This is a genomic window from Streptomyces sp. SM11, from assembly GCF_002910905.1.
In the GTDB taxonomy this organism is placed as follows: domain Bacteria; phylum Actinomycetota; class Actinomycetes; order Streptomycetales; family Streptomycetaceae; genus Streptomyces.
Map to the genome: position 1 here is coordinate 53148 of NZ_NEUE01000305.1, position 21026 is coordinate 74173.

At 69.2% G+C, this 21026-nt stretch carries 14 protein-coding genes and 4 pseudogenes; 16 read left to right on the forward strand and 2 right to left on the reverse strand.

What is annotated here, in order from left to right; all coding sequences use genetic code 11:
* The first annotated feature begins 109 nt into the window (after positions 1–109).
* The 3 genes from B9S58_RS35750 to B9S58_RS35755 all read left to right on the forward strand — a co-directional run bounded on the left by B9S58_RS35750 (position 110) and on the right by B9S58_RS35755 (position 4584).
* On the forward strand, positions 110–1594 hold the full coding sequence (locus tag B9S58_RS35750) for a tryptophan 7-halogenase (protein ID WP_103536018.1): 1485 nt from the start codon (positions 110–112) through the stop codon (positions 1592–1594).
* A gap of 189 nt (positions 1595–1783) precedes the next feature.
* A complete protein-coding gene (locus B9S58_RS39835; RefSeq protein ID WP_258045235.1) occupies positions 1784–1918 on the forward strand; it encodes a hypothetical protein in 135 nt (44 codons plus the stop codon).
* A 338-nt stretch (positions 1919–2256) separates the two neighbouring features.
* The gene (locus B9S58_RS35755) at positions 2257–4584 is read left to right on the forward strand and encodes an ATP-binding cassette domain-containing protein (protein ID WP_374935740.1); all 2328 of its coding nucleotides are present in this window, start codon (positions 2257–2259) and stop codon (positions 4582–4584) included.
* 120 nt (positions 4585–4704) lie between these two features.
* Here B9S58_RS35755 and B9S58_RS35760 read toward each other — a convergent pair whose 3' ends face one another.
* A complete protein-coding gene (locus tag B9S58_RS35760; protein WP_181009568.1) occupies positions 4705–6072 on the reverse strand; it encodes an extracellular solute-binding protein in 1368 nt (455 codons plus the stop codon).
* A 457-nt stretch (positions 6073–6529) separates the two neighbouring features.
* On the opposite strand from B9S58_RS35760, the pseudogene B9S58_RS40110 reads away from it, so the two are divergent.
* The 6 genes and pseudogenes from B9S58_RS40110 to B9S58_RS40390 all read left to right on the forward strand — a co-directional run.
* Positions 6530–6748: pseudogene (locus B9S58_RS40110) on the forward strand (DUF6009 family protein); the annotation flags it as partial.
* Between the two features lie 212 nt (positions 6749–6960).
* Complete coding sequence (locus B9S58_RS35770; RefSeq protein WP_103536020.1) at positions 6961–7509, forward strand: carboxymuconolactone decarboxylase family protein; 549 nt, start codon at positions 6961–6963, stop codon at positions 7507–7509.
* Between the two features lie 261 nt (positions 7510–7770).
* Positions 7771–9672: an FAD/NAD(P)-binding protein gene (locus B9S58_RS35775; protein WP_103536021.1), complete on the forward strand. Its 1902-nt coding sequence runs from the start codon at positions 7771–7773 to the stop codon at positions 9670–9672.
* The gene (locus tag B9S58_RS35780; RefSeq protein WP_103536022.1) at positions 9673–10899 is read left to right on the forward strand and encodes a putative PEP-binding protein; all 1227 of its coding nucleotides are present in this window, start codon (positions 9673–9675) and stop codon (positions 10897–10899) included.
* Between the two features lie 185 nt (positions 10900–11084).
* Entirely contained in the window at positions 11085–11219 is a 135-nt protein-coding gene (locus tag B9S58_RS39845) for a hypothetical protein (protein ID WP_258045239.1), read from the forward strand.
* A 126-nt stretch (positions 11220–11345) separates the two neighbouring features.
* Positions 11346–11843 (forward strand): annotated as a pseudogene (locus B9S58_RS40390) (IS701 family transposase); the annotation flags it as partial.
* A 141-nt stretch (positions 11844–11984) separates the two neighbouring features.
* On the opposite strand, the pseudogene B9S58_RS35790 reads toward B9S58_RS40390, so the two are convergent.
* Positions 11985–12678 (reverse strand): annotated as a pseudogene (locus B9S58_RS35790) (ATP-binding cassette domain-containing protein); the annotation flags it as partial.
* A 590-nt stretch (positions 12679–13268) separates the two neighbouring features.
* Here B9S58_RS35790 and B9S58_RS35795 point away from each other — a divergent pair.
* From B9S58_RS35795 to B9S58_RS39855, 7 genes and pseudogenes are all read left to right on the forward strand, one after another.
* Positions 13269–14639 (forward strand): MFS transporter, encoded by a 1371-nt coding sequence (locus B9S58_RS35795; RefSeq protein WP_181009569.1) that lies wholly within the window; start codon positions 13269–13271, stop codon positions 14637–14639.
* Complete coding sequence (locus tag B9S58_RS35800; RefSeq protein ID WP_308457944.1) at positions 14636–16534, forward strand: prolyl oligopeptidase family serine peptidase; 1899 nt, start codon at positions 14636–14638, stop codon at positions 16532–16534. The genes B9S58_RS35795 and B9S58_RS35800 overlap by 4 nt, the downstream gene beginning before the upstream one ends.
* Positions 16494–16616, forward strand: coding sequence for a hypothetical protein (locus B9S58_RS39850; protein WP_258045240.1), 123 nt, complete (start codon positions 16494–16496; stop codon positions 16614–16616). Before B9S58_RS35800 ends, B9S58_RS39850 begins: the two co-directional genes overlap by 41 nt.
* 128 nt (positions 16617–16744) lie before the next feature.
* Positions 16745–18712: a RiPP maturation radical SAM C-methyltransferase gene (locus B9S58_RS35805; protein ID WP_103536024.1), complete on the forward strand. Its 1968-nt coding sequence runs from the start codon at positions 16745–16747 to the stop codon at positions 18710–18712.
* A gap of 49 nt (positions 18713–18761) precedes the next feature.
* On the forward strand, positions 18762–19436 hold the full coding sequence (locus tag B9S58_RS35810; protein ID WP_103536025.1) for a DUF5825 family protein: 675 nt from the start codon (positions 18762–18764) through the stop codon (positions 19434–19436).
* A 128-nt stretch (positions 19437–19564) separates the two neighbouring features.
* Positions 19565–20191, forward strand: a complete 627-nt coding sequence (locus B9S58_RS35815) for a hypothetical protein (RefSeq protein WP_146063606.1) — start codon at positions 19565–19567, stop codon at positions 20189–20191.
* A gap of 81 nt (positions 20192–20272) precedes the next feature.
* Positions 20273–21026 (forward strand): annotated as a pseudogene (locus B9S58_RS39855) (IS3 family transposase); the annotation flags it as partial.

Consider the following 21026-nt stretch of genomic DNA (forward strand, 5'->3'; position numbering starts at 1 on the left):
AGAGTGCCCACGACTTCGCAATCCCGGAGATGCGCGGTGCACCGACTGCAAGGAGGATTCCAGCAAAAGCGGGGTGACCACTTACCGATCGACGGAAGAAGGAGACTCGGTGGACGTGGCAACGCAGTACGACGTCATCGTGGTGGGCGGCGGTCCGGCGGGCTCGACCGTGTCCACGCTCGTCCGCAGGAGGGGCCACCGCGTGCTCCAGTTGGAGAAGGAGACGTTTCCTCGTTACCAGATCGGCGAGTCCCTCCTCCCCGCGACCGTCCACGGCATCGCGCACCTGCTCGGCGTCGGCGAGAAGCTGAAGGAAGCCGCCTTCACCATCAAGCACGGCGGGACGTTCAAGTGGGGGGCGAACCCCGAACCGTGGACGTTCGACTTCGCGGTCTCCCGCCGCATGCCCGGCCCGACGGGATACGCCTACCAGGTCGAACGCATGAAGTTCGACAAGATCCTCCTCGACAACGCCCGCGAGCAGGGGGTGGAGGTACGGGAGAACAGCGACGTCCTCGACGTGCTCAAGGGCGAGGACGGCCGGGTTCGGGGGGTGCGCTACCGGGACGCCGAGGGCCGTGAGCACGAGGTGCACAGCCGCTACGTGGTCGACGCCTCCGGCAACACCGGCGGGCTGTACAAGACGTCGGGGGCGAAACGCGAGTACTCGCCCTTCTTCCGCAATCTCGCCCTGTTCGGCTACTTCAACGGCGGCAAGCGGTTGCCCAAGCCGAGCAGCGGGAACATCTTCACCTGCGCGTTCGAGAACGGCTGGTTCTGGTACATCCCCCTCACCTCCGAACTGACCAGCGTCGGCGCGGTGGTGAACCAGGGCTCGGCGAAGCTGGTGCAGGGCGATCCCGAGAAGGCGATGGCGTCGTTCATCGCGTCCTGCCCCGAGATCGAGGAGATGCTCTCCGACGCGACCCGGGTCACTGACGGCCCCTACGGGCAGATGCGGGTCCGCAAGGACTGGTCGTACTGCAACACGAGGTTCTGGGCGCCGGGTATGGCCCTGGTCGGGGACGCCGCATGCTTCGTGGACCCGGTCTTCTCCTCCGGGGTGCACCTCGCCACCTACAGCGGCCTGCTCGCCGCCCGCTCGCTCAACTCCTGCCTGGACGGGACGGTCGACGAGGCCAGCGCGTTCGAGGAGTTCGAGGCCCGTTACCGGCTGGAGTACGGCCGGTTCTACGAGTTCCTCGTCGGCTTCTACGACATGCACCACTCCGAGGACTCCTACTTCTGGCAGGCCCGGAAGATATCCAACACCGCTGATTCCGACCTGGAGTCGTTCGTCGAGCTCATCGGCGGGGTCTCCTCCGACGAGTTCGCCGACGCGGCGCGGGCCAAACAGCGGTTCACCGAGGCCGCGGACGAGATGGCCGCGATGGTGCACACCTCCGAGGACGACCCCGAGCAGCCGCACGGCGCCGTGCCGGGCAAGGTGGTGGGCCGGCTCATGGAGCAGGGAGCAGCCCTCCAGGCCCGCGCCCTGCTCGGTGACGAGGCGGGGGCCGAGCGGCCGGTCAGGCAGGGGGGACTGGCCGCATCGACGGACGGCCTGGGCTGGGTCCCCCACGTCCAACCCTGACAGCGCGACGGCCCTCGCCACCACTGAGCCACAGGGCGGGGAGCCGCTGATCGTCTTCCTGCTCCAGGGCGGCGTACCTCTCGTCCGCGTCCATGGCCTGGGCCGGCCGGCCGCGCCGCGCCCATCGGCCTGCCGCCCCAGGCCCGCGAGCTGTCCGCAGGGTGCTGCACGGCCCGGCCGTGTTCGGCTGTGCTCGGCCAGGTCCTGCCGGGCCTCTCCGCCCGGCTCCTCCCCGCGGACGTCTCCCGGGCGCACCTGCCCGACGCCTTCTGCCGGTTCGGGGTCCTGCTGCCGGTGGCCAACACCGGGGCCCGGTTCCGATGATCGCCAGGACGCTCGCGGACCTGAGCATGACGCACCGCCACGTCGGCCGGTTGCTCATCGCGGCGGCCGGCTCCCCGTCTCGGTCGTCACCGTCGAAGTGGCCGTCGTCGTCCTGTACGGAGCGCCGACCACCGCGGCCGGGACGGAAGCGCTGCTCGGGGCGTTCGTCGCCGGAGTCACCCCGCTGCAGCGAACCGTCCGTCTCAGGCCGCTCGATGGCCAAGTCAGCACGGAAGGAGAAGACCACGGGCGCTCCCTGAGTACATGCTGGGTGGTTACCGTCCCGCCGGATCGATCGGCGGGACGGTACTCACGTACGGAACCAAGAGGAGAACTCTGTGAGTGTCACCGACTCCACCCCCGGCGCTAACACGGCATCCGAACAGGGAGACGGCATCCGTATCGTCGGCGCGCGGATCCACAACCTCAAGGATGTCTCGCTGACCATCCCCCGCGACCGGATCACGGTCTTCACGGGGGTCTCGGGATCGGGCAAGTCGTCGATCGTCTTTGACACCGTGGCCGTGGAGGCGCAGCGACAGCTGAACTCCACCTTCAGCTGGTACATCCGCAACCAGCTCCCGAAGTACGAACGGCCGCAGGCCGAGGCGATCGAGAACCTCACCACTCCGGTGATCGTCGATCAGAAGCCGGTAGGAGGCAACGCCCGCTCGACCGTCGGCACCATGACCGACATCCAGCCCATGATCCGTGCCCTGTTCGCCCGGTTCGGCACGGCGGAGGGCCAGGAACCGGGGTCGGCCACCGTCTCCTCGTTCTCGTTCAACGACCCCCAGGGCATGTGCCCCGGCTGTGACGGACTGGGCCAGAGCATCACCCTCGACCTGGACAAGATGCTGGACCGGTCGAAATCCCTGGACGACGGCGCGGTCCTCTTCCCCGAGTACAAGGTGGGCAGCCCCGACTGGCAGATCTGGGCGAAGTCCGGCCGGCTGGACCCTGCCAAGCCGATCGCCCAGTACAGCGCGGAGGAACTGGACACGCTGCTGCGCGGCACCGGCGGCAAGGTCACGCTGAAGACCAAGAGCACCGAGTTCCAGACGAACTACGAGGGTCTGGCCGACCGCTTCGAGCGGCTCAACCTCAAGCGCGACCTCAGCGCACTGAGCGACCGCAAGCGCGAGGTCGTCGAACGGTTCGTCACGGACGGCGTCTGCCCGTCGTGCCGGGGCGCACGGCTCAACGCCGCCGCGCTCGACGTCCGGATCGGCGGGAAGAGCATCGCCGACTACTCGGGCATGGAGGTGGCGGACCTGACCGACGTACTCGCCGGCATCGAGCAGCCGGCGGCGGCCCCGCTCGCCGCGGCCGCACGCACGGCACTGCTGCGGATCGTATCCATCGGGCTCGGCTACCTGACCCTGGACCGGCCCACGGCCGGCCTCTCCGGGGGAGAAGGACAGCGGCTGAAGATGGTCCGCCACCTCGGCAGCGGCCTGACCGGACTGACGTACATCTTCGACGAGCCGAGCATCGGACTGCACCCGCGCGACGTGGGGCGGCTCAACGAACTACTGCGCGCGCTGCGTGACAAGGGGAACACCGTGCTGGTCGTCGAGCACGACCCGGACGTCATGGAGATCGCCGACCACATCGTCGACGTCGGCCCGGGTGCCGGGGTGCACGGGGGCCAGATCGTGTTCGAGGGATCCTACGCCGAGCTGCGGAGTGCCGAGACCCGGACCGGCGAGGCGCTGCGGCGGGGAGCGCGTGTCAAGGACGACGTACGGAAGCCCACCGGGGAACTGACCGTCGAGAACGCCGACCTGCACAACCTGAAGCAGGTCTCCGTCGCCGTACCCACCGGTGTGCTGACCGCGGTGACCGGCGTGGCGGGATCCGGCAAGAGCAGCCTGATCGCTGACGTCTTCATGCGGACCTACCCCGACGCCGTCTTCGTCGACCAGTCCGCGATCGCCGCCTCCTCCCGCTCCACACCGGTTTCCTACCTCGGACTCATGGACCCGCTGCGCAAACTGTTCGCCAAGGAGACCGGTGCGAACGCCTCGCTGTTCAGCTTCAACTCGAAGGGCTCGTGCGACGAGTGCCAGGGCCGCGGGGTCATCATCACCGAGCTCGCCTTCATGGACCCGGTGACCACGCACTGCGGCGTCTGCGAGGGCCGCCGCTTCAAGCCCGAGGTCCTTGAGCACAAGCTGCGCGGCAAGTCCGTCGCGGACGTACTGGAGCTGCCCGCCGACCAGGCGGTCGAGTTCTTCACCGAGAAGACGATGCTGCCCAAGCTGCGCGCACTCGTCGACGTCGGCCTCGGATACCTCACCCTGGGCCAGCCTCTCTCCAGCCTCTCCGGCGGCGAGCTGCAGCGCATCAAGCTCGCCGACCAGCTGCACCGCACCGGCGCGGTGTACGTGCTGGACGAGCCCACCACCGGGCTCCACATGTCGGACGTGGAGACCCTGGTGGCGTTGCTGGAGGGTCTCGTCGAGGCGGGCAACACGGTCGTGGTCATCGAGCACAACCTCGATGTGGTGCAGCAGGCGGACTGGATCATCGACCTCGGTCCTGACGGCGGCCGGGACGGCGGCGAAGTCGTGTTCACCGGTACGCCGAAGGAGCTGCTCGCCGCGGACTCCTCGCTCACCGGCGAGTACCTGCGCCGCCATCTGGAGGCGGCGGCCGGCTGACCTCGATGCCTCTCCCGGGCCTCCCCGGGAGAGGCAGGAGGAGCCCTCGGCCGCCGGCCCCGTTGTGAGGTGCCGGCGACCGGGACCGAGGGTCCTCCCCGGCGGTGGCCTCCGCAGTCCTCAGGCCGTGGATGCCACCGCGGCCTGCGCGCGGGTATAGGCGTCGAGCAGTCGCTGCGCCTTCACGGCGGCGTCCCCGAAGGTCTTGACCGGCTCCGCCCCCTTGCTCAGGATCTCGTCCATCGCTCCCGTGATGACGTCGTTGATGCCCGCGAAGTCGCCGAGGAGCGCACCGAGTGCTGCCGGCGAGCGATCGGAGGCCTTCAACTGCTCCCCGGCCACTCGCTGCTGTGGGCGCCGGTCGAACCACCCTGACCGTTCCAGCAGGTCCAGGGCGGCCCCGGTCACCGGCACGAAGCCGTTGGTGCGGTGCCAGTCCGCGGCGTTCGCCGGGCCGATCAGGTACTGCATCAACGCGAGCGCCCCGTCCTCCGTCGCCTTGTCGAGCCCGGCGGCGAGCCACAGCGAGTCGCCCGAAACGGGCTGACCGGCGTAGGGGGCATGAGCGTTCCTGGGCAGCGGGAACACCGCGACCTCGAAGCCCGACTGCGCCCCGGCCTGGATGAGCTCCCGGGCAGCCTTGGAGGAGTCGAAGGTGAACGCGACCCGCTGCTGCACAAAGGCCTCGAAGGCACCGCCCCAGTCCGACGTGCCACCGGTGTAGAGGTAGTGCCCGTCCTCCTGGAGGAGCGCCCACCAGCGGACCCAGTCGAGCATCTGCTCGGATGCGATGTCGACGGTACGGGCCGGTCCGGAGCGGCCGTTGTCCCGGTCGGCCAGCAAACCGTTCTGCAGGGCGATCGCCTGCTGGAACACCCAGCCGTCGTTCGCCCAGGTGATGCCGTGCCCGGGAGCGTCCTCCGTCCCGGCCAGAGCCTCACAGGCTCCCACCACCTCGTCCCAGGTCCTGGGGAGTTCTGTGACCCCGGCCCGCCGCAGGAGGGTGGTGTTGGCGTAGCAGAGCATCGTGGTCACCGTGAGAGGAAGCGAGACCAGTTCTCCGTCGAAGGAGTAGGAGTCCCTCACCGTCGCGTCGAGGTCATCCACCACCACGGGCTCGCCGAGTATCTCGCTACGCCCCGCGAGAGCGGCCCCGACCGAGGTGAACAGCGGTGTTCCGTCCGCTCGTCGGGCGTCGCGTGCCAATTGACTGTCGGTGGTGTAGTACCCCGCGACGTGCGGAGCACGGCCCTCGCCCGCGGCCTGGGCCACGAGGCCCGGCATGGTCCAGAAATCATGGCCGGTGATGTCGATGCGGTACTCGGGATGGGCCCGCTCGAACTCGGCGGCACGCTCGCGCAGGGGAGCGAGGAAGTCACGGCCGTCATAGGTGGGAAAGGGGTAGTCCGCCAGCCAGACGTCCAAGACGATCCGCTCGTCCTCCAGCTGCTCCGGGCCCTGACTGTCCTTCGATTCTGGAGCCTGCAAGGTCTGCCTCCTGAGTGTGAGCGGACGGTGGATAGGGGTCAGAGACATCGTCGATTCCCCTCCGGCCCGGGGCATCTTCTTCCATGCGGAATCCGAGGTCTTTCGACGGGGCTGGGCAGGCCGATGAGGTCAAGGCCAGGACCTGCCACACCCGCGGAAATGATCAAGCCCAACGGTCGCAAGTCCCACCCCCACCCCCACCTTCGTCCTGGCAGCCGAAGAACGATCGGCCCGAATCCCGGCCCGGCTCCCGAGGGGAGGTGGGTTCCTGCCCTTCCGGGCCCCTCCGCTCCACCACGTGGGGCCCTGCGAGCACACTTCCCGCTCCCCCTCCGGCGCCCCCACGCGGGAATCAGCGCTACGGCGGCCCGCACCAGTGCGAGCCCCGGTCGCGGGTACACGCCCCACGACGGTACTGCCCCGTCCGGTGCACGCCGAAGGAGGAGAGGTCGCGGCCATGAGCTCGCCACTGACCGACAGCGACCTCGTCCACGAAGCGAACGTGGTGTGGCTCGAAGACCCGGAGACCCTCGACCACGTCCGCCAGGCACTGGAGAAACCCCCTGCGCAGGAACAAACCGCGCTACGCCCGAGCCGACCGCGTGATCGGCCGCGTCGGCCCGGTGCCGACGCCGACCCTGACAGCGGTCCGTACCGGCGCCGCGTGTCCTCGTTGGGGCCTCCCGCGCACGACTGCCCTTGTCGAACCGACCCGGGTGGTACTCCATGTTTCCCTGTCCTCGGGCAGGCCCTCATCCGGCGCCGGAGTCTCTCGGAGCCGACCTGCCAAGGAAGGGCTGGAGGAGGCCGAAGACGACTTACCTGTTGTGTGGCTTCGGCAGACTGCGAGGACGAGGAACTCCCACCACTACGAGGAGAGGCACTCACATGCCGCGGATTCCCGTCCACACCATCGACAGCGCGCCCGCAGCCGGCGGAGAGATCCTGCGCCGCCTGGAGAAGCGCTTCGGGAGGGTGCTCAACATCCATGGAGGGATGGCCCATTCCCCCGTGGTCCTGGCGGCCTACGCGGCCATCACCGGTGCGATCGCCGAGCACGGCACCTTCGACGCCCGCACGCGCGAGGCGATAGCTCTGGCCGTGGGCGCGGTCGACGCGTGCTCGTACTGCCAGTCGGCGCACACGGTATCGGCGAAGTACGCGGGTCTCACGGTGGAAGAGACCGTGGCGATCCGCCGCGGTGAGGCCGGCGACGACGCGAAGCTCGCAGCCCTGGTCCAGGTCGCGAGGGAGATCGCCGGCGAGATCGGCGAGGCTTCCGACGCGGCCTGGGACGAGGCCGTGGCCCAGGGCTGGACGGACACCGAGCTGGCTGAGGTGTTCGTCCATGTGGCAGTGAACCTCTACACCAACTACTTCAACCACTACGCCCGCACAGAGCTCGACATCGACGCCGCTCCGGGTATCGACGACTGATCCCGCCGGCCGAGTGCTCGCGTCCGGCTCCGGGGCCTCGCGGTTCCGGAGCCGGCACGCAGACCGGCCCCACGGTCGCCCATCACGGCCTCAACGCCCCGGAGGTTCGGGTATCGTCTGCGCCACGATCGTGGACGTCCTCTGTCCAGGCATCCGCTGTGCGTGTGATTTCCTTTACCACACAAGCAAGTTGACCAGCTGCCAGTACGCGGCCCGGCGCAGGACTGCTTGTCCGGGCGCCCTCGTTCAGCAGGAGGCCACATGAGTCGAACGGGTGTGCGCCCCAGGGTTCTCGTCGTAGGTGCGGGCCTGGCCGGTACCGCGACAGCGATCCGGCTGCTCCACTTCGCGCGAAGCCCCTTGGAGATCGTTCTGTTGGAGCGGCGCCCCGACTACCGCTCGGCAGGGGTCGCCTACCACCGTGATGGTAACCCCTGGGACCACGTCTTCAACATCCAGGCCGGCCGGATGTCCGTGTTCCGGGAGGATGTCCTCGACTTCGTCCACTGGGCCAACCAGGAGGCCGACCGCCGGGACTGGCCGCAGCGCTGGGCCGCGCAGAAGTTCACCGAACAGGGCCCGGCCCCCCGCCGCCTCTTCCAGGACTACCTCGACAACCGCCTGGCCGAAGCCACAAGGGAGTCCTGTCCCGGCGTCGTCCTCGTCGAGGCGGACGGCGAGGCGCTCGACATGCAGAAGTGCGACCGAGGCTTCGAGGTGACCCTCGGTGGCTTCGCCGCGTACGGAATCGAAGGCCTGCGGCCCGGACCTCTCCCGGACACGCGGGTACTCCAAGCGGATCACGTCGTCCTCGCCACCGGGCTCGAACTCAAGGAACCACCCTTCGCGGCCGAGGCCGCAGGACACCCCGCCTTCGTACGGAACCCGTACTCCGCGAGCGGAATCCGCAGGATCCTCCAGGCGCCGCCCGACGCGACCGTGGCCATCGTCGGATCGGTACTGAGCGCGTACGACTCGGCGGGCCTGTTACTGCGCAACGGACACACCGGGCGGATCCACCTCGTCTCCAAGTCCGGGACGATCTTCCGCACCTACCCTGGCACCCACGAACACGGCGTGCTGCGCCTGCCCCGACCCGATACTCTGCTGGAGACCTACCGCAACCGCGAAGAATTCCTCGCCCGGGTCAGAGCCGCATGGCAGACAGCCTGCGCGACGGTCCGCGAACAGCACCCCGACGTCGCCTCCGTGATTCTCTCCGAGCGAGTGGCCAAGGCGTGGGAGCCCTATCTCCCCGAGGTCATCGAACGCATCCCGACGGACGAACTGCGGTGTCTGCTGGATGAGTTCGCCACCAGCATCGCAGCCCTGCGTGTCGGTGCGGTGGAGTACACGATGGCGGTCATCGAGCGCGCGATGCGCCCCCAGGACGGGCGGGTGGAACTGATCGTCGGAAGGGTGCAGGCGATCACGCCCGCGCAGTCGGGGCGTTTGCTCATCTCGGTGGCGGCGCAGCACGAGCGACACAACGTCGAAGCCGACCTGGTGGTGTCCAATTTCGGCAGGGAGTTCGACTACGAGAAGGTGGGACAGTCACTCTGGCGAAACCTTCTCCGGAAGGGCATCGCGGTCCCGCACGAGCGTACCGGGCGCGGCCTGGAGGTCGATGTATGCGGAACTCTGCTGGACGCCGTCGGCCGACCAGCGGGCCCGGTCTCCACGGTCGGCGTGCTGCGGGAGGGGGACGAGATCGTCCGGCACGGCCGAACCGGCGCGTTCGCGTTCAACCTCGCCGCCATCAAGAACCACTCGGTCTCCGTTGCCGCGCACGTGATCGAGCAGCTTGAACTGCGGCTGGACGGCCTGGACGACATCGCGGCCCGGCATCCTCGCTACCACAGCTATGTCAGCAACCCGGAGGAAGCGGACCGGGCGGCGCTGGAGGAGTCTGTGCTACTGGAGGTTCGGAGGCTGGCCACGCGTGGACGGAGGGAGAGAGAGGCGCTCGACTCGCGTGTGAACGCGCGCCTCCGATCCCTGCGTGGTCTTCCGGCGATTCCGGCCGGAATCGCCCGGCGCAAACGTCTGATGAGGGCGGCCGTCAACCGGGTGGCTGTGGAAAGGCTCAACGACGTCTCCGTGACACCACGGCAGCTGCGTCGACAACTGGGAATAGGGAACGCTGAGAATCCGGAGGGTTAGTTGAACGGGAACGGGCGACGGATTCTGGGATTTCTGCTGGCCGGCGGCACCGAGAGCGTGCTGCAGGGCACCTGTAACCGAACAAGAAGTCCACGCGAGGGAACCATACTCGTCGCCCCTGCTCTCGAAGCCGGGCTGTACGACGCCATCGTGGCCGCGCGCGCGGTGGTGTGCGGCTCGGGCGGGCTCACCGGTCATATGCAGTCCTTGTGCCGAGGCAGAGGGATACCTGTGCTCCGCGTCGACGAAGCGGACCTTGCCGACCTGGTCGGTGAGGTGACGCTGTACTTGGAAAGCGCGTCGATCATCGTCGGGGCGGACGCGCCCGCACAGCTGGAGGCCGACGTTCCCACCCTGGACGACCTCGGTTCGGTGTGCGCGGTCATCGCGGACCTGCAGGACATCGACGCCATCAACTCCTGCGGACCGAACGCCGGACGCGTCGAGTCCTTCTTCATCCGTGAGGAGTTCCTCTGTCTCGCCCTGGGCCTGAGCCCGCTCGACGCCATGGCCGACGGTCCCGCCGGGATCACCGCCTACGGGCAGGCCGTCGGAGAGCGGCTCTGCGGCTTCGTCGAGGCGCTCCTGCCCGGCCAGCGGCTGGTCCTGCGCATGCTCGATCTGCGCTCGGACCACGCGGCCGACGTCACCGCGACCGCACCCGTCGCGGTCGAGCCCAACCCGGAGATGGGCATGCACGGAGCGCGCTGGCTGCTCGGCTCTGCCGCCTACCGCGATGCCCTGCACTCCGTGCTGGCAACCCTGCGCGAACGCCTCGGCGCCGATGCCGACCGTGTGGAGCTCTCGGTCCCGTTCGTCAGCGACGAGACGGAGTTCACTCGGCTCAGAGCCCATCTCGGCTTACCCGCCGACGCGCCTCTGTCCGCGTTCATCGAAACCCCTTCCGCGGTCCATGCCACCGCGGCGATGTGTGCTGCGGGCGTCAGCGAACTGTTCGTGGGTATCAAGGACTTGGTGCAGTTCTACCTCGCCGCGGATCGGGGCAACCACTTGGTCGCCAACTCCTACCGCACCCGTCACCCGGCGGTTCTGGACGGGGTGCGCAGGGTCGTGGAGTCCGCCCGCGACGCAGGCACTCCGGTACGGGTCTTCTCCCTGGCGGCGGACCTCGACCACTACCTCAAGAACCTGCCGACGCCCGACGGCTACATGATGTGTACCGCCGAGCTCCAGCAGATGCTCCTGCCGCCCCACTCCGGGAACTGAGTACAGCAGCGAGGGGCCCGGGCCGGGGCCCAAGGCCGGGCAGTCGACGTTTCCGCAGGTCACGCAAGCCATTCGAGAGATTCCCGACGCAGAACAACGGAGCTCGTTGGTGGAGGCGGTCGGCCAGGACGGCTTGTACGTGGGGAGCCGCGCTGCCGTTTCACCATGTCCCGCCGGCCGCGGTGATGTCCATCACTCGTACGGTCACCGCGGCCGCGGGCCGGTTCGTGCCCGGGTATCCGGGCGAGTTGGCGGCGGTGGTGCCGTTCGAGCTGGTCGACGCGGCCCTGGCGGGGACCCGCTCCGTGCGGATTGCGTGATCCTCCTTCGCGGGTCGGGATCTGCTTCCTGCTCGCGATGTGTCTGTCTGAAATTTTCCCCGTGATCCTGGTACTACAGTCGGAGATCTTGTGACCGTGTCCTGTCATCCTCGTTGACCGGGCATGATGACGGGTGTGACGGCTGAGCAGATAGCCGGATGGGACGCGGAACTGTCCGATCTGACCGGTTCGTTGGGGCGGTTGTTCAACCGGCCCGAGACGCGGGTGGTGTTCACGCAGTATGTCGAGGGGCTGCTGGCGGAGCTGCCGAAGAAGAACGGCTGGACGCTGGCGGAACGGGCCGGGCATGTGACGCCGGACCGGATGCAGTGGCTGCTCAACGGTTCGGTCTGGAGCGCCGACCAGCTCCGCGACGCGGTGCGCGACTACGTGATCAAGTACCTCGGCGACGCGGAGGCGTCGCTGGTCATCGACGATACCCAGGCGCAGAAGAAGGGCACCAAGTCCGTCGGGGTGGCCTTCCAGCACTGCGGGCTGACCGGTGATGTCCGCAATTGCCAGACCATGGTCATGCTCACCTATACCGCCCCGGGCGGACACGCCTTCATCGACCGCCGCCTCTACCTGCCCGAGGAGTGGACGAGCGACCCGGACCGCTGCCGTGAGTCCGTTCGTCGCCCACTCCTGCCGCACGCTCATCGAGGCACGCAAGCCCCGGCACACCTGACGCGCGCACCGGCCCGCGGATCAGCTGCCTTGGCTGATGCCGCGGACCGGTGCGTTGCGCTGTCGGCCGGTCCGCTCTCATGCGAGGGCGACCAGGTCCCGGTATTCCTCGCTCCACAGGTCCTCCTGCGCGTCCGGGAGGAGCAGGACGCGGTCGGGGTGCAGGGCGTTGAGGGCGCCTTCGTCGTGGGTGACCATGACGATGGCGCCCGGGTAGGTGTCCATCGCGGCCAGGACCTCGTGGCGGGAGGCGGGGTCGAGGTTGTTGGTGGGCTCGTCCAGCAGGAGCACGTTCGCACCGCTGTGGACCCGCCCCGCCAGGGCGAGGCGGGTCTTCTCTCCGCCGGAGAGCACTCCGGCGCGTTTGCCGGCGTCGTCCCCGCTGAACAGGAATGCCCCGAGCACCCGGCGTACCTCGCCGTCGGTGAGGTGGGGTGCGGCGGCGGCCAGGTTCTCCCGGACCGTGCGAGTGGCATCGAGGGTCTCGTGCGCCTGGGCGAAGTAGCCCAGGCGCAGGCCGTGCCCGTGCACCACCCGCCCGCTGTCGGGCGTTTCCTGACCGGCCAGCAGGCGCAGCAGGGTGGTCTTGCCGGCGCCGTTCAGGCCGAGGATCACCAGCCGGCTGCCCCGGTCGACGGCCAGGTCCACGCCGGTCAGCACCCGGTGGTCGCCGTAGGTCGGTCTTGTTCAGGCTGACGGCTGCGAGGAGTGTCCGTCCGCACTGGGCGGGTTCCGGGAGCCGGATCCTGGCGACCTTGTCCGTACGCCGCGCGTACGGGATCGGACCGTGCCCTGCCGCGTCCGCGCTTCGGGACAGGCGCGCGGGCCGACCGGCGGGGCAGTGGCCAAGGCTCCGCGGTTCGCCGCCGGGAACACCAGGGGCTGGAATGCCGCGAGGACCGGGAGTACCCGTGTGAGGCCTGCGAGGGCCGCGCATGGACACTCCCGGACCCGACTCCGAGGGGCACCGGTCGCCGGCCGTGCGAGAGGCATGGGAACGAAAGCCTCCGGGCCGCTGCTGTGGCGGGAGCGGTGCGGGCGGAAAGGTCCGGTGCGGCGCACCCTCGGTGTGCCGGCGTGAACGGCCCGGTTTCTGCCCGGCGCCGGATGGCCGAAGCGCCGCCCATCGGCTCAGGGGCGTGGCCACGACGGGGGCTGAATCGCGCTGTGGGAGCGACGATGCTGCACCACAACTGGTAGGCAGCGCCTCGGTCGTCCAGTCCGTGTAGTGGTCTTGTGGCGTTCGGTAGTGCCTGGTTAGGATTCAGACCTTTTCAAGTTCCTTGTCATTCCTGCAATTTCTGTACGAATGGTGAACGACTTTCGGTTGTCTGTTGCCACGTTCGGAGAGGGGGAACGTCGATGGCGGAGACACCGGCATACCGGGCAAGCGGCGGCCCAGCCTCCGGGCAGACGGCCGATCCGCGCGCCGCGCCCCGCGACGTACGCCTCTTCTGGTGGGCGAGCAGCGCCGACGCCCTCGGGAGCCAGACGTCGGGCATCGTGCTTCCGTTGCTGTTGCTCTCACTGGGGTACTCGCCCGCAGCGGTCGGTGTCATCGCGAGTACGTCCGCGGCTCTGGGAATAGTGTTCGGCCCGTTGGCGGCAGTCCCGGCCGACCGGGGCGCCCGTAAGACGGTCATGCTGTGGTCCGCGTGGGCGGCCTCGCTCGCCATGGCCTGTGTGGCGGTCGCGGTCGCCATGGGCCGGCCGCCGCTGGTCCTGCTGCTCTGCGCCGTGCTGGTGGAACGCTTCTGCACCGCCGTTCACGACGCTGCGGCGCGCGGCACGGTGGCCATGATCTGCCCACCGGAGGGCTACCCCCGCCTGGTGGCGCGGCTGGAGGTGGGAGACCGCACCGCGACGGTGCTCGGGCCGGTACTCGGCGGTGTGCTGTACCAGGTGGGCCGCGCATGGCCCTTCGTCGCCGATGCCCTCTCCTATGCGGTGGCCGCGGTCTGTATCCGTTTCATGCGTGCCGATCTGCGTGTTCCCCGCGCTGCGGAGACCGGCACCTCGGCGCCCGCCACGAACCCGGGCGCACCGAACGGGCAGGCGGGAGACGCGGTGCCGCCCGGCCGTCCTCGCGGTGACCGGGGGCACCCTCGGCGGCGTCATACGGCCCTCCTCGAGGAAATCGGCGCCGGGCTGGTCCTGGTAAGCGCCTCCGCACCGCTCCGCCTGGTCCTGCTGTGGACCGCCACTGTGAACGGGACGCTGACCGCCCTCTACCTCGGATTGCTGTTCTCACTCCGACATGACGGACACGGCGGCGCTGCGATCGGCCTGGTGCTGGCTGTTTCCGGGGTGGCGGGCATCGCGGGCGCGCTGGTGGCTCCCGCGCTGGCACGGCGACTCGGTGCGGCGCGCATCGTCCTCGCCGTGACGTGGCTGCTCGTCCCGCTCACCGGAGGGCTGGCCGCAGCCCGTTCGCCCTGGACCTTCGCCGTACTGCTGGGCGCGGTCTGCCTGATCCTGCCCGGTGCCACGGTCGTGCTTCAGTCCCGGGCCATCGCCACCACGCCGGCCCCACTCCAGGCCCGCGCCGGGGCGGTGCTCGCCACAGCTGCGGGCGGCGCCGCGGCACTGGGGCCCGCGGCGGCCGGGCTGCTCGCGGCACGGGTAGGTGCGGCCGGACCGGCCCTGGGCTGCGCGACGGCGCTCACCGCCCTCGCCCTGTACACGAGTCGGATCCACCCACGCGCACTCGCGACTACCGGGAGTGCCTCGTGACGGCCCCGCCGCCCCGCTACCGGGTCTTCCGGGCCGCGCTGCCAGAGGTGTGCGCGACGGATCCACTCCGGATGGTCTTCACCGCCGACGCGGGGGGCCGCTGCGAGGTCTTCACCTGGGACGCCGAGACCGCCGTCGCGCGACAGGTGACCGATCGCCCGACGGGGACCTTTCACGGATCCATCGACGCTGACGCCCACGTGTGGTGGTTCGAGGAGGATACCCATGGTGTGGGCCGCTGGATGTTCCAGCCGTTCGGCGGCGGACCCGCACGGGAGGGCCTGCAGAGTGTTCCCGCCGGTCGCGCGCACGGCCTGGGCACCGACCGTTCCGGAACTGTCGCGGTCGCCCTCGGCGACGGCGGCACCACCACCGTGTACGCCGGCCCGCGCGGCGGCGAGGCCCGCGCGGTGACCCGCCTGTCCCACCATGCGACGCTGACCGGCATCTCTGCCTCCGGTGATCTGATCGCCGTCGGCGCGCAGGCCCGCTCCCCGCACGCCGTCACCGTGTTACGCACCGACGGCACCCGTTGTGCCGTGCTGTCCGAGGACGGCGGAGCTCTGTGGTCCCTCGGGTTCGCGCCCGGACCCGGGCGACAGGACCTGCTGCTGGTACGGGAGTCGCACGGAAGGTACCTCCTCGCGACCTGGCGGCCGGGGCAGCTGCTGGTCACGCACCCGTGGTGCACGTTCGAGACGGAGATCACCGCACGCTGGTGCCCGGACGGCCACTCCGTGCTGATCCGCCAGGACCGGCACGGGCGGAGCATCCTGCACCGTGCCGACCTCGCCGCCCGCACGCTGACCGTACTGCCCACCCCTCCCGGCACTCTGCTGGACGCGGCGGAGCACGTGAACGGTGACGTGCACACCCTGTGGACCACCACCACCGCCCCGCCGCGCACGGCCTCTACGGCCGGTACCCCTCTGCCCTGCCTCCCAGACCTGCCGGTGCGCGTACCCGGTCTAGTTCGGGACCTGTGGACACCGGGGACGGACGGGCCCGTGCACACCCTTTTCACCCTGCCCGAGGGAATGTCCGGCCCCATGCCCGTGGTGTTCCTCGTCCACGGGGGCCCCGCCGACCACGACCGCGACGCCTACGACGGGACCGTGCACTCGCTGGTGGCCTCCGGGTTCGCCGTCGCCCGCGTCAACTACCGGGGCTCCACCGGGTACGGACCGGTGTGGCGCGGGGCGATGACCGCGGGTGTCGGACTCACCCAGGTCACGGACCTCGCCTCGGTCCGCGCGGACCTGGTCGCACGCGGCTGGGTGGACCCGCGGCGAACGGCGCTGTGGGGCACGTCCTGGGGCGGCTATCTCACTCTGCTGGCATTGGGGACGCGGCCCGGACTGTGGCAGGCGGGGGTCGCCGTGAAACCGGTCGCCCACCTCACCCGTGCGCACGCGACCACCACGCCCGCGCTTCGAGCCCTGGACGAGCGTCTCTTCGGAGGCACGCCGCGGAGCCTTCCCGGGCGATACGCGCGCAGTTCGCCCCACACCTACGTCCCGCACCTCGACGCGCCGCTGCTGCTGGTCGCTGCGCGCCACGACGCGAAGTGCCCGCCCGGCCAGGTCCAGGAGTACCTGGACGCTCTGACTGCCCATGGCAAGCGGCACGAGGCGCTCTGGTTGGATACCGGCCACGACGGATACGACGGCCGGGACCACGTCGATGTGCTGCGCAGCGCCGTCGTCTTCCTCGACCGTGAACTGCGCGGCGGTCCGAGCACCGCCCCCACAGCACCCCCCGTCACCCGGCAGGGGGAGTCCCGCCGGTCGGAGAACTGTTCCCGACCGGCCACGGGCCGCACACCGCAGAACCCGACAGAAAGGAATCCCGATCATGCAGAAGGACATCATCAACAACGACCCGCTCGCGGGTGACGAGGAGAACCGTAAGCCGGGCATCGGCGTCACGGTGACGATCCCGTTCCGCAACGCCGACGAGGCGGAGGACCAGGAGTAGTCCCGACAGGGCCGGCCCGAGCCACGGGCCGGCCCTCCCCTGCACGGAATCCGCGAAGCCCGCTGACGCCCGCGCGTCTGACGCCCCGCCCGTTCCTGCCCGCCGCCGTGTCACTGCCGAGGAGCCCCATGCGTGTTCTGCTGGTCAATATGCCCTGGTCACCCATCGACCTTCCGTCACTGGCCCTGGGAATTCTCAAGCGCAGCGTCGACGAGCGCGTTCCCGATGCCACGGCGACGGTGCTCCACGCCAACCTGGAGTTCACCGACTGGATCACAGAACGCACCGAGTTCACGGCCGAGGACTACGAGTACTACGCCCTCTCGTCGTACTTCATGGGATGCGGCGACTGGGTATTCTCCTCAGCCCTCTACGACGACCCGTCGTGGCGCGAGGCTGAGTTCACACAGGTGATGCGTTCCCGCCTGAAGAAGTCGCGCATGAAGATGTCCCACGAACTCCACCGACTGGCACCGGACTTCGTAGCCGAGATCGCCCAGAAGATCGTCGACGAGGCACCCGATGTCGTCGGGTTCACCTCCACGTTCCAGCAGAACACCGCGGCACTGGCAGCCGCCAAGCAGGTGAAGAGGCTCGCGCCGCACATCACGACGGTGATCGGCGGCGCCAACTGCGACGCCGAACAAGGCGCGGCGCTGCACCGCAATTTCTCCTTCGTCGACCACGTCGTACGGGGCGAGGGAGAATCAGCCTTCCCGCAGTTGATCAGTGCCCTCACCACGGGGGGCGATCTCTTCGAGGTCCCCGGACTCTGCCACCGGCCGGGCGGCGGGGTGAGCACCGCGAATCCCATGGCCACGAGCCCGCTGCCGCCCTCGACCATCCTCCCCCCCGACTACAGCGGATACTTCGAGCGTCTGGCCGCGTCCGTGGCCCGCAACTGGGTCGAGCCCAAACTCGTCGTCGAAGGGGCGCGCGGCTGCTGGTGGGGAGAGAAGCACCACTGCACCTTCTGCGGGCTCAACGGCTCCTTCATGCAGTTCCGCAGCAAGAGTCCCGACGTCTTCTACGACGAGATCATGGGCCTGGCCCGCGAGCACCGCGTACTCGACATGTACGTCGTCGACAACATCCTCGACATGGGCTACCTGGCCACGGTGCTCCCACGGATCATCGACAGCGGGTACGACCTACGACTTCACATAGAGATTAAGGCCAACATGCGGCGAAACCAGCTGCGCACGCTGTCCGACGCCGGCCTCATCTACGTGCAACCGGGCATCGAGAGCCTCAACAACAGGGTCCTGGACCTGATGGACAAGGGGGTCAGCGGCTGCCAGAACGTCCGAATGCTCCGGGACGGAGCGGAGACGGGGCTGTCCGTCTCATGGAACTACCTCCACGGCTTCCCGGGAGAAAGAGCCGAGGACTACGAGGGCGTTGTCGGCCAGATCCCGGCCCTGGAACACCTCGATCCGCCCGTCGACCTCTCCGCCCGGATCGCAATCGAGCGCTTCAGCCCGTACTTCAACCGGCCTGAGCTGGGGTTCTCGGGGCTCAGACCCGAGGAGCACTACCGCTTCACCTACGACCTGCCGGAGGAGGAGCTGTACGACCTCGCCTATGTCTTCGAGGCGCCCGAACGCGGCATCGGCGAGGACACTGTGTCCACTCTCAACGACGCCCTGGCACTCTGGAAGAAGCACCACACGGACTCCCGCCTCACTCAGGCCGACCTCGGTGACCGCATCGTCCTCGTCAGCAGGCGCCGCGCCTTCGACTGGCATGCGATGGAACTTACCGACCCCTTCGAGATCACGCTGTTCCGCCTCCTCGACCAGCCGCACGCCGCGGCGGCACTCCTCCGCAAGGCGGCGAGCCGGGTACCCGGACACACTGCCACCGAGGCGGACGTCGAGCGGCTGCTGGCCCACTGGCTGGAGCTCGGGCTGCTCTTCACCGACGGCGGCCAGTACGTGCACCTCGCTCCTTCCGCCGTGAACGAGGACCTTCTGCGCCTGGACTTCATGCGCCACACACACGCGTCCGCCGCATCCGTCCACGAGCCCGCCACCGAACCCGGCCGCGGCACGGACACCAGCGCCCGCCAGGAACGCGACACCGTGCCGTCCTGACGGCCTCCCGCCCGTTTCCAGCGCGCCCGACGACCCGGAGAGACCCGCCATGGACTCAGCCCTCGACACCGCCCCGCACAGTCTGCGCCTCTCAGTCTGGCGGGACTACGACGAAGCCGCCTGCGCTCTGCCCGGAATGTTCCTGGGCGACCTCGAGCTGACCGGCCCGGTGGCGCCCGAGAGCGAACGGCTCTGGGAACTCGGCGCCCGCCGGGTCGTCCTGCCCGACGCAGTGGACCTCACTGCAGTGCGGGACCTCGCCGACGCGCAGCGCACCGTGCGGGCGCTCAGTCTCGTGCGCGACCTCACCGCCCGCGCCGTGCTCGTCGAGTGGGATCTGCGGTTGGACCCGGCCCGACCGGAGGACTGGCAGATCCTCAGCCACCTCCAGCCGCCGCGGACCCTGCACGGCGCTTCCGACCCGCAGGCTGCGCTCACCACGTGGCGCAACGGTCACTACCTGGGGAAGTGCCTGTGGCGGAACGGCCCCGGCTTCCTGCAGATCCGTGACCGCCGCTGGGGCAACCTCCAGCGCTTCACCGCGGATGAGCCGCACTACCGCCGCGCCATCGAGGAGCTTGCCTACGGAGCACTCCGACAGTCCGTCTCGAAGGACGCCTTGGACGACTTCACCGGCGAGAGGCTCGTCCTGCACCTCGGTCCGCTGGCCTGGTGGGTCCCCTATCGGGTGCGCCGGTGGATCCAGGAGGCGATGGCGATCTGACCCTGAGCCTCGATCCACCGCGGAACGGTCGGGCTGTGGACAGAGAAATGAGAAGAGGTGCCCGCTGACCTGGGAAGATGAGAGCTCTCTACGCTTCCATCCGGCCCAACCAGCAAGGCACCTCTGAAGTGAAAGTCTTCCATAGCCCGGCGCGGGTGTTCGCCGCGTTCGACGAGCCGAATCTGATCGCCCACGCCGGGCTTGTTCCGGCGGTCCGGCTGGCCGAGCGGTGCGGTCTGCCGGCCCTGGTGGCCGAGAAGGTCAAGCTGGTCGGTGCGAAGAACGGCGCCGGCACGGCCGCCAACGCGAAGGTGATGAGCGTCGTGGGCGGCATGGCCGCCGGCGCCGACTCCATCGACGATCTGGACGTGCTGCGGCGCGGCGGGCTGCCGAAGCTCTTCAGCGGGGTGCGGGCGCCGTCCACGCTGGGCACCTTCCTACGCGCTTTCACCTGGGGACACGTACGACAGCTTCAGTCCGCGACACGCGCGTTCACCTGCAATCTGGCCGCGCACACCGGCCTGGTCCCGAAGGGTGACGAAGTGGTGTTCGTGGACATCGACTCCAAGGTCAAGCAGGTCTACGGCCCGGCCAAGCAGGGTGCCTCCTTCGGCTATACCAAGGTCCGCGGCCTGCACTTCCAGATCGTCACCGTCAAGACCACCACCTGCGCGCCGGTCATCGTCGCCACTCGCCTGCGCAAGGGCTCGGTGAACCGCCCCGGGTTCGGTAGAGATCTCAGTTTGGGGTTGTGACCTGGGGTTTCGTGGTTGGGCCTTGTCCCCGAGTGGTGGACACCTCTGAGCCCGGCAGGGGCCGGGTAGGAGGGATCTCTTATGGTGATGAAGGTCTACTCGCCCGAGTTCAAGGCGGACGCTGTCGCGCTGTACCTGTCGGACCCGAGCCACACCTTCGAGGGCATCGGCAAGGATCTGGGGATCAGCCGCGAGACGCTGCGTAACTGGGTACGGGCTGAACGGGCCCGCCACGGCGGTGGCAGCAGGACGAGCACGAGCACGGAGATGAGCACGGTGGATTCCCCGCCGACGGCCGAAGAGCTTCAGGTCGAGAGCGAGGCCCTGCGCCGGGAGCTGGCGGCAGCGCGCAAGGAGATGCACAAGCTCGCCACCGAACGTGACATTCTCCGCAAGGCGACGAAGTTTTTCGCACAAGAGATGACCTGGTGATCAACCGCTTCCAGTTCATCGAGGACCACCACCGCGCCTGGGGCGTGAAGCGGTTGTGTCACGTGCTGGAGGTCGCGCGCTCCAGTTTCTACAAGTGGCGGGCGGGCCGCGAGGCCCGTGCCACACGCGAGCGGGCCGACGCCGCTCTCGCCGAGCGGATCAGGGCCGTGCACACCGAGTGGGACGGAACCTACGGCCGCCCGAGGATCACCGCCGAGCTGCGCGAGGACGGTGAGCACGTGAACCACAAACGTGTCGGGCGGGTGATGCGGAAGTTCGGTATCGCCGGGCTGCGGCTGCGCAAGCGCCAGGTCACCACGGTGCCCGAACCGTCCGCCACGCCGGTGCCGGATCTGTTGGATCGTGACTTCACCGCGAGTGCGCCGAACACGAAGTACGTCGG

Coding starts and splice junctions, on each gene's coding strand:
- B9S58_RS39850 (WP_258045240.1), top strand. CDS start 16,494: ATGCAGAAGGACATCATCAACAACGACCCGCTCGCGGGTGACGAGGAG.
- B9S58_RS35810 (WP_103536025.1), top strand. CDS start 18,762: ATGGACTCAGCCCTCGACACCGCCCCGCACAGTCTGCGCCTCTCAGTC.
- B9S58_RS35795 (WP_181009569.1), top strand. CDS start 13,269: ATGGCGGAGACACCGGCATACCGGGCAAGCGGCGGCCCAGCCTCCGGG.
- B9S58_RS39845 (WP_258045239.1), top strand. CDS start 11,085: ATGTCCATCACTCGTACGGTCACCGCGGCCGCGGGCCGGTTCGTGCCC.
- B9S58_RS35805 (WP_103536024.1), top strand. CDS start 16,745: ATGCGTGTTCTGCTGGTCAATATGCCCTGGTCACCCATCGACCTTCCG.
- B9S58_RS35770 (WP_103536020.1), top strand. CDS start 6,961: ATGCCGCGGATTCCCGTCCACACCATCGACAGCGCGCCCGCAGCCGGC.
- B9S58_RS35775 (WP_103536021.1), top strand. CDS start 7,771: ATGAGTCGAACGGGTGTGCGCCCCAGGGTTCTCGTCGTAGGTGCGGGC.